This window comes from Paenibacillus sp. L3-i20, from assembly GCF_022180385.2.
Classification (GTDB): Bacteria; Bacillota; Bacilli; order Paenibacillales; family Paenibacillaceae; genus Pristimantibacillus.
The window spans coordinates 323,826-338,421 of record NZ_BQME02000002.1; the positions used below are offsets into that span (position 1 = coordinate 323,826).

The following is a 14,596-nucleotide window of genomic DNA, read 5'->3' on the forward strand; positions in this document are numbered from 1 at the left end:
GACGTTTGTTAACTGCAAACCGCAGTAACATTGGACGAGTCCGGCAAGTGAATGAGGACCAGTCATGGGTGGGTAAGTTGAATAACGGTGTGACGCTTGCTATCGTAGCTGACGGAATGGGTGGTCATCAGGCTGGCGATGTTGCCAGTCAGATGGCAGTAAATGCATTCCGTACCGCGTTTGAGCATCATACTGCAAGAGTAGAATTATCAGAACAAGAGGGCAAGATGCTCATTCGTCAAGCGATAAGCGAGGCGAATGAGGCAATCTATGCAATGGCTTCCCATAATGAGCGTTATCATAATATGGGAACGACCATTGTTGCCGTGCTTGTTAGTAAGGGTAATGCCATTATTGGACATGTCGGAGATAGCCGTGCCTATAAGGTGACGAGCGATGGTATTCATCAGCTCACTATGGATCATTCATTAGTAAATGAGCTATTGAAATCCGGACAGCTTACTGAAGAGGAAGCACTTAACCATCCGCGGCGTAACGTGTTAACGAGAGCTATTGGTACTGATGCTCATGTTGATATCGACGTGCAATCACTCTCTTGGTCGCCTGAGGATGTATTAGTACTTTGCAGTGATGGTCTTACTAATATGGTAAATGATCAGCAATTGCTTGAAACAGTATCAAATGATGAGCTAGAGCTGGAAGCTAAAGCGGATCATCTCATTCAATTGGCGCTTGATGCAGGGGGAGACGACAATATAACTGTTGTTCTTCTACAAGAGGCTGCCAAAGTGAAGCGAGAGGAGCGATCACTATGATTGGACATGATTTAGGTGGACGTTATGAAATAGTGTCACGCATCGGTGGTGGCGGAATGGCGCTTGTTTATAAAGCACATGATGTTCTGCTGAATCGAAAAGTGGCAGTTAAGGTATTACGTCAACAATTTGTGAATGATGATGAGTTTATTCGGCGTTTTCGCAGAGAAGCTCAATCGGCAGCTGCATTATCTCATCCGAATGTCGTTAGTATTTATGATGTTGGTCAAGAGGACGAAACACATTATATCGTTATGGAGTACGTTGAAGGCAATAATTTGAATGAACTCATTCAAGAGCGGGCTCCGTTGCAGGCTGAAGAAGCTGTGCGGTTTGCCATGCAAATTTGTGATGCGCTCGGTCACGCCCACCAGAATCATATTATTCATCGCGATATTAAGCCACATAACATACTTATCGGAAATAACGGTCGCGTAAAGGTAACAGATTTCGGGATTGCCCGGGCTGTAACTTCATCGACAATTACACATACGGGTTCTGTTCTAGGGTCAGTGCATTATTTCTCACCGGAGCATGCTAAAGGCATTAATGCTGGTGAAAAGTCTGATCTATATTCACTAGGAATTGTGCTTTATCAGATGCTAACGGGGAAGCTGCCGTTTTTAGGCGAAAGTCCGATCAGCGTAGCACTTAAGCATTTGCAAGAAACTATTGAGGCTCCGCGATCGATTAATCCGCATATTCCTCAAAGTGTTGAAAACATTATTTTGAAGGCAACGCGCAAAAATCAAAGTGAGCGATATAGTTCCGCACAAGAAATGCTATTGGATTTGGAAAGTTGCCTTCGTACAGATCGACTTGATGAGCCCAAAATGATCTTTCCAACCTTTAACGATATGGAGGAGACGAGAGTTATGCCTGCTATTCGTGGTGAGTTTGTAACTAGTCAGCCTTTGGAGCGGAATGAACAAAAGGCGATTGTCTCCGACACAAGTACGAAGTGGGCGGATGAAGGAAACGCAAAGAAACAAAAAAAATGGAAAAAACCGCTAACGGTAGTAGGGGTAACTTTACTGCTGCTTGCTTTAATTATTTTTGGCTTCATGTGGTTGCTTGATAAGCTTGATACAGAAGAAGTTGAGGTCCCGTATGTCGTTGGGATGACCTTGACGGAAGCGCGAGCCGCATTTGATGCAAAAGGACTGCGCGTGGACGACCCAGTTACTTTAGAGTTCCATCGAGATATTCCGAAAGATCAAGTTATCAGTCAAAGCAAGAAGGCCATGCGAGTGAAAGCAGGAGCCCTTATTCAACTAACTGTCAGCAACGGACCTGAGATGGCTAGCTTAAAGAACTATGTCGGACAATCCTTCAAAGCTGTGAAAGAAGAGCTGAATTCTCTTGGTGTAACAGATACTCGAATCAAAGTTGTTGAGCAGAACAGTGAGGAAGCGGTGGATTCCATTTTGGAGCAAACGCCAAAATCCGGCGAGCTATTTGACCCTGTGACAGCAGAGCTTACTTTTGTGGTCAGCATCGGCCCAGAGACTGTCGAGATGCCTGATTTGACCGGGGAGAAGCTTTCAACTGCTCGTAAATTGCTCAAGTCGCTTGGTTTGGTCTTAAATGAAGAAGATATTTTTTATGCGCCAAGCTACTTGCATGAAAAAGATCACATTATAAGTCAAGACGAGAAATTAATGCCGCTCGATCAAGTTCCAAAGGGTTCAAAAGTTACAATTACTGTAAGCTCAGGCCCGCCAGCAGATGCGAAAACGTATGTTCTAAATGTTCGTATTTCGCCAGCGGTCGCAGGTGTAGCAAGTGAAGTGAAAATTGTTTATTCGGACGCAAGAGGCGAGAATATGGAAGGTATTACGCGAACGATAACAGATACAGTTGATATTCCTGTAACAGTAATGCTAGCTCCTGATACGGTGGCTACCATTACAGTAAGCAGAGATAAACAATTTATGGATACAAAAGAAATTTCTTATGATGAACTGGAAGCGGGAACTGGAACTCCTGGTCTCACTATACCTGGAGAAGAGTTATTGCCGCCAACCCAGAGCACCCCAGATGAACAGGTACAAGGAGAGATTAACGGAAACAATGGCGAAAGCACAAGCGAAGGCGAAAGTGAAGGAAGCGGGCAAGGACAATAACTATGCCAATGGATTAATCGTCAAAGCGCTAAGCGGTTACTATTATGTAAGAGCTGAAGGGGAAGCGCGAAATTCAATTACTGTGCAATGCCGTGCAAGAGGCGTGTTCAAAAAGCGCGGTCTTACCCCTTTAGTTGGTGATCGTGTCAAGTTTAGCCTAACAGAGAATGGTGAAGGGACGGTCGAGGAACTGCTTCCTCGATCTTCCGAGCTTATCCGTCCTGCTGTTGTAAATGTAGATTTGGCGATTCTAGTTTTCTCAGTAACAGAGCCTGTACTTAACTTACAGCTATTGGATAAGTTTCTCGTTCATATCGAGCATGCGGGTATTCCAGCGATATTGTGTCTTAGCAAGCAGGATCTTGAAAATGACGGCGGAGATACAGAAGAAGCTGCTATTGCTGTTTCCTCTGTTAACCGCATTTATCGTCGTCTTGGTTATGAAGTATACGGGACAAGCTCACGCAAGAGCTCAGGCATTCAGGAGCTGAAAGAAAGGCTAAACGGACATTTGGCTGTATTTGCTGGTCAATCTGGTGTTGGGAAGTCTTCTTTGCTCAATGCAATAGTCCCTGGTTTGACGCTTGAGACGAATGAAATTAGCAATCGATTAGGTAGAGGTAAACATACGACGAGGCATGTAGAACTTATTGATATCGATGGAGCTTACGTTGCGGATACGCCTGGTTTCAGCCAGTTGGATTTCGGCGAGCTTGGGATTGAAGATTTGGGCTATTGTTTCGTAGAGATGCGTCAATTGTCCCCCGACTGCAAGTTTCGAGGATGTACACATGTGCATGAACCCGGCTGCGCTGTTCGAGCAGCAGTTGAGAGTGGAGATATTGATCAAAGTCGATACGACCATTATTTGTTATTCCTAACTGAAATGAAAGACATAAAACGGAGGTACTAACTACAATGACTATAATTGCGCCTTCAATATTGTCGGCTAACTTTGCTTCTCTTGGAGAAGATATCAAAGTTGTAGAAAAAGCTGGAGCAGACTGGATTCACATTGATGTGATGGATGGACGTTTTGTACCTAATTTAACGTTTGGCCCACCAGTTATTGCGGCGGTTCGCTCAGCTACGAAGTTGCCATTTGATGTGCATCTGATGATTGAACGACCTGAGCTATCACTTGGTGATTATATAGCTGCAGGCGCAGACCGCATTACCGTACATGCAGAAGCATGTTTGCATCTGCATCGTACTATACATGCGATTAAGGAGAAGGGACTTCCGGCTGGCGTTGCTATTAACCCTGGGACACCAGTTGCCGTTCTAGAGCCAATCATACATGATCTTGACTTGGTTTTAGTGATGACTGTTAATCCTGGTTTCGGTGGACAATCCTTTATTCCTTATTCTCTCGTTAAACTTCGTCAAGTTCGTGCGATGCTTGATGAGCGTGGTTTAAATCATGTTCATGTACAAGTGGATGGGGGTATTAACCAAGAAACAGCCCCTGCTGTTATTCAAGCTGGTGCAGACGTGTTAGTTGCTGGCAATGCAATATACGGACAGAACGATCGGGCGGCTGCTGTAGCTGGACTGCGTCTCGGAGGACAGCAATGAACGAATCCGTAAAGACGTCCCTGTGGATAATACTCTATGCAATGCTTGCTGGCACTTCGATAGCTGTGTTTGCGGAGATTACAGCAATTTATAAATACTTGTTTTCATTGCTTGCTATTTATATTGGGATTCGTTTTTTTCGGCGTTTTGACACGATCAGCTTACGTGCGACGTTTATTGTACTAACATTGATCGTTTATTTTTTGACAGCGATATTGTTTGCGGTGTTTCATTTTGCTAAAGCCAATCCAGAGCTAGTGACAAGCTTGACATAATCCTTGCCCTCTACAAGACATACAATGGAATAGGACACTGATTTTTCGCATAGGATGATTACATGAGCGAGGGATTTGTCACGGAACTATTTCATGAGTGGGTCTGAGGAGGGATGAGGCATGAAATTTTATACAATAAAACTGCCTAAGTTTCTAGGCGGGTTTGTTAAGGCGATTTTGAACACCTTCCAAAAAAATTAATGTCAGTGCTCCCATCGCTAAGCGGCGTCGACGATCGTGAGGGAACAAAAAATAAAAGCACCTGAGTTTCAGGTGCTTTTGTCTATGGCATTCGCCATCACTATACGCGAGTAACTTGACCGGACTTAAGCGCGCGTGCGCTGACATAAACACGCTTCGGTTTGCCGTCTACAAGAATGCGAACCTTTTGCACGTTAACGCCCCATGAACGACGAGTTTTGTTGTTAGCGTGGGAAACGTTATTGCCTTGACGTGGCGATTTGCCAGTTAGGTAACATTTGCGGGACATGACTACACCTCCTAAAAAGTTTTGTGAAGGTAACCTTCACTTCAAAAGCTGATGCTTTTGATTTGCAAGCATAAAACCAACTTCGACAGCTCACGCACAATGTAATTCTGTTGCGTGTGCGAGTTCGTTCCTTACATTAGCGGTTAGTAGAGCATAATTAAACACACTTGAATATCGTATCACAAACTCCCTGCCTGTTCAACCCAAATCTATGCGTTTTTGGGCGACTTTTATGAACGGACTTCAATATCGCCGTCTTTTATAGTACAATGGTACTTAGTCCATAATATATACAGTAGGGGAGTGTATTTCCATGTCATTGCAGCTTAATACCGAACTTGGCTCTATCCATGTTACCGACCATTGCATCTCCGTTCTAGCGGGCTCCGCAGCTATGGACTGTTATGGACTTGTCGGAATGGCTTCGCGTAAAGGACTTAAGGATGGAATCGCGGAACTGCTTGGCAGAGAAAACATGTCCCGTGGTGTTGAAGTAAGAAGGGAACATGAAAAACTGCATATTGACCTCTACATCATTGTAAGCTACGGTACCAAAATTTCTGAAGTAGCGCATAACATTCAATCTAAGGTATCCTATGTGCTGAATAATGTTATTGGTTTACAAGTGGATGAAGTCCATATATTTGTACAAGACGTAAGGGTATCTAGGTAGCAGGAAGGGGAATTTTCATTGAGTAAGCGCTCAATTAACGGATCGGATTTTGCCGGAATGGCTTTGCTGGGTGCAGAGTTATTACAGCATAACGCGGAACGCGTAAATGAATTAAACGTGTTTCCAGTCCCGGACGGCGATACAGGCACTAATATGAATTTAACGATGAGCTCTGGAGTTAGAGAGCTGCGCAGCAAGCCCTCCGAGCATATTGGGAAATCAGCGGAAGCGTTGTCTAAGGGTCTACTAATGGGCGCGCGAGGAAACTCCGGCGTTATATTGTCGCAGCTATTCCGTGGCTTTTCAAGAGCCATTGCTGGCTTGCAGGAGGCAACAGCTATGGATGTTGCAGCAGCGTTCCAGCAAGGTGTTGATATGGCTTACAAAGCTGTCGTTAAGCCAGTTGAAGGAACGATACTTACTGTAGCGAGGGAAGCGGCTAAACATGCTGTGCAATATGCGCGCCGTACGACCGACGTAGCTGATCTGATGCAGGAAGTGCATCGCAAAGCTAATGAATCGCTGCAACGCACACCAGATTTACTTCCTATACTGAAGCAGGTAGGGGTAGTTGACTCTGGAGGGCAAGGACTTGTCTATATTTATGAAGGTTTCGTACGCTACTTAACTGAGAGTGAATCCGGTGGTTATCAAGATCTATTGTTCATGCCCTCCGAAGCAGCTAGGCCAGAGGAAGTAGCTATACCAACTGCAGCGAAAGACAACCGTAGAAGTGGCCCTAGCTCAGCACAATCGAGAATATCGACGGAAGACATTGAATTCCTCTATGATATGGAATTTTTTATAAATCGTAAACGATCAGCACAGTCACCAGTGTTTTTTGATGAATCCGCTTACAAACGGGCTCTTGAAAAGGACGGAGATTCTATTCTAGTCATAACGGATGACGACATTATTAAAGTACATGTTCATTCCCGCAAACCTGGGGACGTATTTAACTTGTCTCTTCCTTATGGAGAATTAACGGATATACACATCTTGAACATGCGTGAACAGCATCGTGATCTGCTTGAGCATGATGCTGAATCAGTAAGCGAAGCTGATTTATCATCCGCGGAATTACTTGCTGGACAGGCGCTGAGCGGAATATCACCTGGACAAGTATTCGAACGTGCGCCATTTGGCATCATCGCTGTTGCGCTTGGTGAAGGTCTTTCGGAAATGTTTCTAGCAAGTGATGTCGATACGGTATTATCGGGCGGGCAGACGATGAATCCGAGCACAGAGGACTTCCTTAAGGCGATCGAAGCTCTTTCTGCGGATCATATTTTCTTGCTTCCGAATAACGGCAACATTATTTTGGCGGCAGAGCAAGCGGCAGAGCTTAGCGAGCGTTCTGTAACGGTCATTCCAACACGAACTATTCCACAAGGATTGGCAGCTGTTCTTGCCTTTAAAGAGGATGAATCTCCCCAGCGAAATGGCGATTGGATGCGAAATGCCGCAGAGGGCGTAATCTCGGGGCAAGTGACGAGTGCTGTACGTGATACTTCTATTGATGGAGTTATTATTCAAGAAGGCGATTATATCGGTATTAAAGAGAAAGCAATCATAGTCTCCCATGCGGAACTGTTGGCGACTTGTCAGTCTTTACTTACAAGTATGTTAGAAGAGGGCGGAGATTTGTTAACCGTCTTTACAGGTGAGGATGCGGAAGCGGGACTTACAACTGAACTATGCGAATGGGCGGAAGGTAAGTACCCGGATCTTGAGCTTGAAATTCAGCATGGCGGACAGCCGCTGTATCCATATTTGTTTGCAGTAGAATAAAAGTTTTTAATCGTAATAATGGAGGGGATCGAATGGGAAAGGTACGCATTGTAACGGACAGTACATCCGACATACCGGCTGAGGTTCGGGAACAACTAGGTATTTCCATGGTACCGCTAAAGGTGCTTTTCGGTGAAGAAACCTTTCAAGATGCTGTAACAATTCATTCAGATCTATTTTATGAGAAGCTGCAAGCTTCCCAGGCGCTGCCGACTACTTCACAGCCTTCGCCTTTAGAATTTTCTGATTTGTATGAGAGGCTGCTTGCTGAAGATGGAGATGCACCGATACTTTCAATCCATCTCTCAGCTACTTTGAGTGGAACACATCAGTCAGCATTAATTGCGAAATCGATGATTGAACAGGAAGCGGATATTACTGTTGTAAATTCCAAATCAGCTTCTTACGGTATTGGACTACAAGTTGTCAAAGCCGCAAAGATGGCGCAAGCTGGCGAGTCTAAGGAACGTATTTTGGAAGAGATTGAACGCCTTCAAAATGATGTGCAATTATATTTTTTAGTAGATACACTTGAATATTTGCAAAAGGGCGGCCGGATTGGCCGAGCTTCCGCTCTAATTGGTTCCATTCTTAATATTAAACCTATACTTTCTCTCGATAAAGATGGCGGCGTTTATTCTGTTGATAAAGTTCGGGGAAGCAAAAAAGCGATGTCGCGGATTGCTGAACTTTTGAAGGATGTATATGGGGATGATCCTGTGGGGATGATTCTTGCTTATACAGACAACAAAGAACCAGCTGATGAATTGGGTGAACGGTTAAAGAGTGCGCTGAATGTAAAAGAGGTTGGATATACGACAGTTGGAGCGGTTATCGGGGTACATACGGGTCCTGGAACAGCAGCTGTATTTATGTACAGGGTGTGAATGCAGGTATGATCAAGCTGGATCAAATTTCTGTTAGGCAACTCAAAGGCGTGAGCGCTCTGAAAGAAGGAGAGCTTCACGCCTTTGGCGTGAAAACAATTGTAGATTTGCTTACCTATTTTCCTTATCGGTATGAAGATTACCGTGTACGTGAGCTTGCTGATGTGAAGAATGGGGAGAAAGGAACTGTACTAGGTATTGTGCGGGGAACTCCTGTACTTCAACGATATGGGAAGGGGAAGTCTCGTCTCACCTGTAAAGTTGAGGTAGGCGGTTTGCTTATATCGGCTGTTTGGTTCAATCGTCATTATTTGCAGGAGCAATTGCTTCCTTCACGTGAAATATTGCTCACGGGTAAGTGGGAACAGCATCGCTTGCAGATTACGGTCTCTGGATCGGAGTTTCCGGACAGTGCTAAATCTTCGAAATCAGGTTCTTTGCAGCCTGTCTATTCCATCGGCGGCAATATAACGCAATCATGGATTAGGAAGATGATAGAGGCTGCATTGACGCAATATGGTGCGATGCTGGAAGAAGTGCTGCCGTATGAACTTGTTGAGCAGCATCGTTTAATGCCTAGGATTGAGGCGATTAAACTTATCCATGTGCCAAGTGATATTAAACAAGGGCAAGAGGCGCGTAGACGTATGGTTTACGAGGAGCTATTTCTGTTTCAATTAAAGCTGCAAGCGTATCGTTCTCTGAACCGAAGTAGGAACGATGGCATCGCATTCCGAATTGACAGCGAGACGATTCGTTCCTTTGCTGCTACGCTTCCCTTTGAGCTGACAGATGCTCAGAAGAAGGTTGTTAACGAAATATTGACTGATATGCGGCGTGGCTATAGTATGAATCGTCTGTTACAAGGTGATGTAGGATCTGGCAAAACGATTGTTGCAGCGATTGCATTATACGGAGCTGTAAAGGCAGGACATCAAGGCGCTTTGATGGTGCCAACCGAAATTCTTGCGGAGCAGCATTCGAGATCGTTGCAAAAGCTTTTTTCAGAGTTAGGACTTCAAGTAGGCGTGCTGACGGGCAGTCTTACAGAGCGGAAGAAAAGAGATGTTGTTGCTGGTCTTCAAATGGGTCTTATCGACATTGTTGTAGGAACGCATGCTCTTATTCAAGAAGGTGTGTTCTTTAGAAGCTTAGGATTAGTTGTTACCGATGAGCAGCACCGTTTCGGTGTGAATCAACGAAGCATACTGAGGCGCAAAGGGATGAATCCTGATGTGCTTACGATGACAGCTACACCTATTCCACGCACACTTGCAATTACCGCGTTTGGAGATATGGACGTCTCCACACTAAGAGAAATGCCGCGAGGGCGCAAGCCGATAAAAACCTATTGGGTGAAACATGACGCAATGGATCGTGTCCTTGGCTTCATTCGTAAGGAAGTTGCAAATGGACGACAAGCGTATGTGATCTGTCCACTTATTGAGGAGTCAGAAAAGCTTGATGTACAAAATGCGATCGATCAATACGTTCAGTTGCAGCAAGCTTTCCCAGATTTGAAGGTTGGGCTGTTGCACGGTAGACTTACTGCTGCCGAAAAGGATGCTGTTATGTCTGATTTCGGTGCGAATGGGACCCAAGTTCTCGTCGCAACAACGGTTGTAGAGGTAGGCGTAGATGTGCCGAACGCTACTTTAATAATCATTATGGATGCAGAACGATTTGGCCTCTCTCAGCTTCATCAGCTTCGGGGACGAGTTGGCCGAGGAGAGCACCAGTCGCATTGTATTCTTATAGCCGATCCTAAGTCGGAAACCGGCAGGGAACGAATGAAAGTTATGACTGAAACGAATGACGGCTTTGAGGTTGCACGCAGAGACCTTGAGCTGCGCGGCCCAGGAGACTTCTTTGGGACAAAACAAAGCGGGTTGCCTGAGTTCAAAATTGCAGATATGGTAAGCGATTTTGAAGTGCTGGAATTGGCGCGAGAAGATGCAGCACGGCTCACGGAGCGGGAAGACTTTTGGTCGAATGAATCGTTTGCCAGGCTGTGGCATATTTTGCGTCAGGATCAATTTTTTCAAGGGGAGCAGCTGGACTAGGCAATTATTTCCACCCATCGGCATATAGTTAATTCATTAGACTGGATTGCCGAATGGAGGTGCTGGAACGGTGAGCTACCAGAATTACGGCATAAAGCCGCAATTGGTCGAGCGCGTAAAGATCAAGTTAAAAAATCCTGCAGTGAAGGACCGAATCAGAGTGCTGCTCGGTCATGTGACCAAATACGATTTGCAGGATCGTGCAAAAGTGCGCAAGCTGGTGAAGTCAGCGTCAGTTATATTGCAGGAGAAGTTGACAGAAACGCAAGAAGACGGGATAGTTGCTTTTATAATAGAGCAGAAGATTGATCCCAACAACACATTCCATCTGCTTAAGCTTTGGGGAATGTTCCGCTGACCGATATTCGGTCAGCTTTTTTTTATTCCAATCAGGGGTTATAACTATTTAATCAAATGCACAGTAAAAGTCATAAACTTTGAAACATATGAACAAAATGATCAATATGTGTTGAATATTTCTTTTTATTCTTCGCCGTGGTAATTTGTTCGCAGTAGCTGCAAAGGAGGTGTTCAATCGTAGTATCGGCATCATTTTAATGAATTCAAAGCCTATTTAAGGAGATGAAATGACGAATGCCATCACGATTGACTAAAACACTATTAGGCGCTATTATCCTTGTTATGTCTGCCTCAGCAATTGTCTATGCGGAACCATCCGCCCATACCGAGAAAGCTGCTGAAGGTACCTCGCCACATTGGTCCTATATGGGTGATTCTGGAACTGAGCATTGGGGTCACTTGGGCCCAGACTATGCTGCTTGCAACGTAGGTAAGGAGCAATCCCCAATCAATATCGATACTGATGAAAAAAATGAAAGCGATTCCAAAGAAAAAGTAGCGGTCAATTATAAATCGACGGCGTTCACTTTCGGCAATAATGGTCATACGATTCAAGCTAATGCTACAGCCACTGCTAATGAGCTAACTATTTCCGGTACTGCTTATACGCTTGCACAGTTCCATTTCCATACCCCTAGTGAACATGAGATCGATGGCAAAGCGTCGCCGCTTGAGCTTCATTTGGTACATAAGAGCAAGACTGGCAGTCTTGCTGTGTTAGGTGTACTTATTAAAGAGGGCAAAGCAAATACAGCTGTAACTGAAATGTGGTGCAAGCTTCCAAAGATAAAAACGGATGCGGACATTACGCTGAAAACAGCAATCGATCTTAAGAAGCTTCTGCCTAAAGATCTAGACGCATACCGCTACCAAGGTTCGTTAACGACGCCGCCTTGCTCTGAAGGAGTAAAGTGGACAGTGTTGGTGAAGCCAATTGAAATGTCAAAAGCACAGATTCAAGCGTTCCAAGCCATATTCCCAGATAATCACCGTCCTGCACAGCCTCAATTTAATCGTGGCGTGAACGAAACAGAAATAAAACATTAACAGCCGCTAAATCGGGGGACAAGCCCTTAATATCGTAGAAGTTAATGTTAAAATAGCAGCCCAAATGAGCTGGTTCCGTTAGGTTGACGGAGCCAGCTTGTTTCGTTTTAGTCCGTTAATCGATTTAGACTTGCAGTGCTTTAAAACGTAGCTTTTATTTGATATTTCCCAGCAGATACTTACTATTTAGCTGGATGTGTACCGGGTTAAGCACCGTTTGGTAGGGAGCTTGCTGCTTAAGATCAGAGCATATTACTAGTTATTCTTCACCATAATCCTAGCTGCTCGTCCACCTGCTGGCGAATGACAAGTGACGGATCATCATTGCGAACGTTTCCTACTGCATTACCGACAGGATAAGCCTCTAGCAGCTCTGAAGGGTATGGCTGCAGCATCGATGATAGAATAGCTACGTTTTGAAGCTGGCGATCCAGCCATAATGATTCTTGCTCTGGTTGCAAAATAACTGGCATACGATCATGGATCGGTGCGACGACCTCATTTGGTCTAGTAGTTAGAATCGTACAGCTGCTCAACTTTTCTCCGCTTGGTGAAATCCATATTTCATATAAACCTGCCATGCTGAACACGGAACGATCCTTCTTCACAATGCGCATAGGCTGCTTACCTTGTGAAGTTACTTTCCATTCATAAAAACTGTCTGCCGGCAGTAGACACCGTTTACGAAGAAATGGTTCTTTAAATGCGGGTTTTGTAGCGGCTGTTTCTGCACGTGCATTAATCATACTAAACCCTACTTTTGGATCATCTGCCCACGCTGGAACTAGTCCCCACTTCAGTTCGCCCATTCGGTTGCGGGTTCCGTCACTAATGATAGCTAGCACTTGCTGACTCGGTGCGACATTATATTTAGGTCGGTGAAATGGAACCATTGTTTCGTCTATCATGTATCTAACCATCAGTTCATCTAGCGTGATCGTTATTGTATAGCGCCCACACATGGCAGTCTCTCCTCCATTAATCGTAGTCCCTCCATTATACATTTGGAAATAAGGGTATGCGATAAGCAAAGGTACGTCCTTTTGCATAGGGTACGGTATGTTGCTCCCTTCGGTATGCGGTTCCTTGGAAACGTGGATAATGGTAATAACAAGTACTATGAGGAGGGAGTTCGCAATGGGTGACAAAGACATACGGCCTGACGATCGAGGAGGGATAGCAGGGTGGATGGAGCATATACTTGCACTTCCAGGCGAGGCTCTTTCTTACGCAATTGGGAAATGGAATGCAATTCAAATTTCACATGAAATGCTCCAGTCTGCGGAGCCGTTGCAGCTTGCCGCCCCTACAGTAGCAAAGCTCACCGGGAGCTGGCTGAAGATAGAAGCTGAAGGAAAAGCAGAAAAGGCAACGTTAGAAGGTGATACTCCTTTGCAGGAATGGTCTCCGGATGAATCGATGTTAATTGAACGTATACTGGTAGAAACAGCGGAAGCAAATCGCAACAATGTGACTCGTACAGAAGCGTACCGCAATGTGTATTTCCGAACTCCAGAGCTGCACTGGGCGCTTCTTGCGCATTTGGTATCCCGTAATGGGGGTTGGAATATGACGGATTTGCAAGGCGAATGGATTCCAAGACTGCTGACAGAAAAGCAGCGCCGAGATGTGTTTCTCTTTCTTGAGCGGGCCAATTCGCTTATATTTCAAGATGCATACCCCCAATTACTGCTATATCAGTGGAGTCGCAGCCAAAACCGCTGCTTATTCCATCTACTGCCTGCGTTTGGCGTGTCATCTTTTATGATGCCAGTTTGGCGTCAGTTTTGGCGGGAGAAGGATTCCGCTATTCTCACAACGGCATTAATTGTGAATGAACAACATTATATCGAGGGGCGTGTTGTTCGTAACGAATACTTTGAAAAGCGTGTGCTGCAAACACTGTTCTTCGGCTTGCAATCGTTGCTACAGCTTAACGGAGTATTTTTCCCTTACGGCAACGGAAAAGAGAACTGCGGCGGTGAGTTGCAGCTAGCAGGTCTAATTTTAGAAAACTTCCAAAATGTACACGAGCGAATCGAATTTGGCAAACGGCTGTATGCCATGTTGTTCGGCGTTCCAAGCGTCTTCGCAGGGGCCAAATGTTTTGCTGCTGCAATTAAGCATACTGGTTCGCGAAGTGATTATTCGCCGTTTTTGTTTCAGCAGGTTCGTCAAGCACCACCTCGGCGTATCTATGAGGAGAAGTTGCTTGGGGGGCGGCTTAAACCGGGTGCTACTCCAATCTATAGCCCAGCTCTGCAATCGGCATGGAAGGATCATCCGATTGAACCTCATGAGACGGAGGATTGGTTTCTTAGCACCGAGGCAGTAAGCGGTTATTTCCGTGTGCTTCCGCTTCCGAATAACTTCGAGATGTCGAATGAATACGGCTTAATGTTAAGCAAACTTGAGCTTGCAGTATTAACTGCGCAGCGTGGGAAGGAAAACGGTGTTTAACAAGGAAGGGAGAAAGCCTCCTTCCTTGTTTTCTTTCACGTTGTGGATATTTTAGTTCGAAATTCATAAG

At 45.0% G+C, this 14,596-nt stretch carries 15 protein-coding genes; 13 read left to right on the plus strand and 2 right to left on the minus strand.

What is annotated here, in order from left to right; genetic code table 11:
* The first annotated feature begins 5 nt into the window (after positions 1–5).
* The 6 genes from MFF31_RS14720 (at position 6) to spoVM (ending at position 4,956) form a co-directional block, all read left to right on the plus strand.
* Positions 6–776 (plus strand): Stp1/IreP family PP2C-type Ser/Thr phosphatase, encoded by a 771-nt coding sequence (locus MFF31_RS14720; RefSeq protein WP_238188870.1) that lies wholly within the window; start codon positions 6–8, stop codon positions 774–776.
* Positions 773–2,902, plus strand: coding sequence for a Stk1 family PASTA domain-containing Ser/Thr kinase (gene pknB / locus MFF31_RS14725; protein WP_238188871.1), 2,130 nt, complete (start codon positions 773–775; stop codon positions 2,900–2,902). The genes MFF31_RS14720 and pknB overlap by 4 nt, the downstream gene beginning before the upstream one ends.
* Positions 2,850–3,815, plus strand: a complete 966-nt coding sequence (gene rsgA, locus MFF31_RS14730; protein ID WP_238188872.1) for a ribosome small subunit-dependent GTPase A — start codon at positions 2,850–2,852, stop codon at positions 3,813–3,815. The genes pknB and rsgA overlap by 53 nt, the downstream gene beginning before the upstream one ends.
* A 5-nt stretch (positions 3,816–3,820) precedes the next feature.
* The gene (rpe, locus tag MFF31_RS14735; protein WP_238188873.1) at positions 3,821–4,480 is read left to right on the plus strand and encodes a ribulose-phosphate 3-epimerase; all 660 of its coding nucleotides are present in this window, start codon (positions 3,821–3,823) and stop codon (positions 4,478–4,480) included.
* Positions 4,477–4,755: a hypothetical protein gene (locus tag MFF31_RS14740; RefSeq protein WP_238188874.1), complete on the plus strand. Its 279-nt coding sequence runs from the start codon at positions 4,477–4,479 to the stop codon at positions 4,753–4,755. Before rpe ends, MFF31_RS14740 begins: the two co-directional genes overlap by 4 nt.
* A 120-nt stretch (positions 4,756–4,875) precedes the next feature.
* Positions 4,876–4,956, plus strand: coding sequence for a stage V sporulation protein SpoVM (gene spoVM / locus MFF31_RS14745; protein ID WP_010345573.1), 81 nt, complete (start codon positions 4,876–4,878; stop codon positions 4,954–4,956).
* 100 nt (positions 4,957–5,056) lie between these two features.
* Here the strand turns inward: spoVM and rpmB are convergent, their stop codons facing one another.
* Complete coding sequence (rpmB, locus tag MFF31_RS14750; protein WP_197933984.1) at positions 5,057–5,245, minus strand: 50S ribosomal protein L28; 189 nt, start codon at positions 5,243–5,245, stop codon at positions 5,057–5,059.
* A gap of 313 nt (positions 5,246–5,558) precedes the next feature.
* Here rpmB and MFF31_RS14755 point away from each other — a divergent pair, with 313 nt between their 5' ends.
* The 6 genes from MFF31_RS14755 to MFF31_RS14780 all read left to right on the plus strand — a co-directional run bounded on the left by MFF31_RS14755 (position 5,559) and on the right by MFF31_RS14780 (position 12,066).
* Positions 5,559–5,918 carry an Asp23/Gls24 family envelope stress response protein gene (locus MFF31_RS14755; protein ID WP_238188875.1) on the plus strand — a complete coding sequence of 120 codons (360 nt, stop codon included), beginning with the start codon at positions 5,559–5,561 and terminating at the stop codon, positions 5,916–5,918.
* An 18-nt stretch (positions 5,919–5,936) separates the two neighbouring features.
* Positions 5,937–7,709 (plus strand): DAK2 domain-containing protein, encoded by a 1,773-nt coding sequence (locus MFF31_RS14760; protein WP_238188876.1) that lies wholly within the window; start codon positions 5,937–5,939, stop codon positions 7,707–7,709.
* 32 nt (positions 7,710–7,741) lie between these two features.
* Positions 7,742–8,596 (plus strand): DegV family protein, encoded by an 855-nt coding sequence (locus MFF31_RS14765; protein WP_238188877.1) that lies wholly within the window; start codon positions 7,742–7,744, stop codon positions 8,594–8,596.
* An 8-nt stretch (positions 8,597–8,604) separates the two neighbouring features.
* Positions 8,605–10,659 carry an ATP-dependent DNA helicase RecG gene (gene recG / locus MFF31_RS14770; RefSeq protein WP_238188878.1) on the plus strand — a complete coding sequence of 685 codons (2,055 nt, stop codon included), beginning with the start codon at positions 8,605–8,607 and terminating at the stop codon, positions 10,657–10,659.
* A gap of 70 nt (positions 10,660–10,729) precedes the next feature.
* Positions 10,730–11,017: a stage VI sporulation protein F gene (locus MFF31_RS14775; protein WP_238188879.1), complete on the plus strand. Its 288-nt coding sequence runs from the start codon at positions 10,730–10,732 to the stop codon at positions 11,015–11,017.
* Between the two features lie 236 nt (positions 11,018–11,253).
* Entirely contained in the window at positions 11,254–12,066 is an 813-nt protein-coding gene (locus MFF31_RS14780) for a carbonic anhydrase (protein WP_238188880.1), read from the plus strand.
* Positions 12,067–12,332: 266 nt separating this feature from the next.
* Here MFF31_RS14780 and MFF31_RS14785 read toward each other — a convergent pair whose 3' ends face one another.
* A complete protein-coding gene (locus tag MFF31_RS14785; protein WP_238188881.1) occupies positions 12,333–13,028 on the minus strand; it encodes an SOS response-associated peptidase in 696 nt (231 codons plus the stop codon).
* A 175-nt stretch (positions 13,029–13,203) separates the two neighbouring features.
* On the opposite strand from MFF31_RS14785, the gene MFF31_RS14790 reads away from it, so the two are divergent.
* Complete coding sequence (locus tag MFF31_RS14790; RefSeq protein ID WP_238188882.1) at positions 13,204–14,526, plus strand: DUF2515 domain-containing protein; 1,323 nt, start codon at positions 13,204–13,206, stop codon at positions 14,524–14,526.
* Positions 14,527–14,596: the final 70 nt, after the last annotated feature.

Bases quoted from the DNA above. Each gene is read 5' to 3' on its own strand.
- pknB (WP_238188871.1), top strand. From the start codon at position 773: ATGATTGGACATGATTTAGGTGGACGTTATGAAATAGTGTCACGCATC.
- rsgA (WP_238188872.1), top strand. From the start codon at position 2,850: ATGGCGAAAGCACAAGCGAAGGCGAAAGTGAAGGAAGCGGGCAAGGAC.
- rpe (WP_238188873.1), top strand. From the start codon at position 3,821: ATGACTATAATTGCGCCTTCAATATTGTCGGCTAACTTTGCTTCTCTT.
- MFF31_RS14740 (WP_238188874.1), top strand. From the start codon at position 4,477: ATGAACGAATCCGTAAAGACGTCCCTGTGGATAATACTCTATGCAATG.
- spoVM (WP_010345573.1), top strand. From the start codon at position 4,876: ATGAAATTTTATACAATAAAACTGCCTAAGTTTCTAGGCGGGTTTGTT.
- rpmB (WP_197933984.1), bottom strand. From the start codon at position 5,245: ATGTCCCGCAAATGTTACCTAACTGGCAAATCGCCACGTCAAGGCAAT.
- MFF31_RS14755 (WP_238188875.1), top strand. From the start codon at position 5,559: ATGTCATTGCAGCTTAATACCGAACTTGGCTCTATCCATGTTACCGAC.
- MFF31_RS14765 (WP_238188877.1), top strand. From the start codon at position 7,742: ATGGGAAAGGTACGCATTGTAACGGACAGTACATCCGACATACCGGCT.
- recG (WP_238188878.1), top strand. From the start codon at position 8,605: ATGATCAAGCTGGATCAAATTTCTGTTAGGCAACTCAAAGGCGTGAGC.
- MFF31_RS14780 (WP_238188880.1), top strand. From the start codon at position 11,254: ATGCCATCACGATTGACTAAAACACTATTAGGCGCTATTATCCTTGTT.
- MFF31_RS14785 (WP_238188881.1), bottom strand. From the start codon at position 13,028: ATGTGTGGGCGCTATACAATAACGATCACGCTAGATGAACTGATGGTT.
- MFF31_RS14790 (WP_238188882.1), top strand. From the start codon at position 13,204: ATGGGTGACAAAGACATACGGCCTGACGATCGAGGAGGGATAGCAGGG.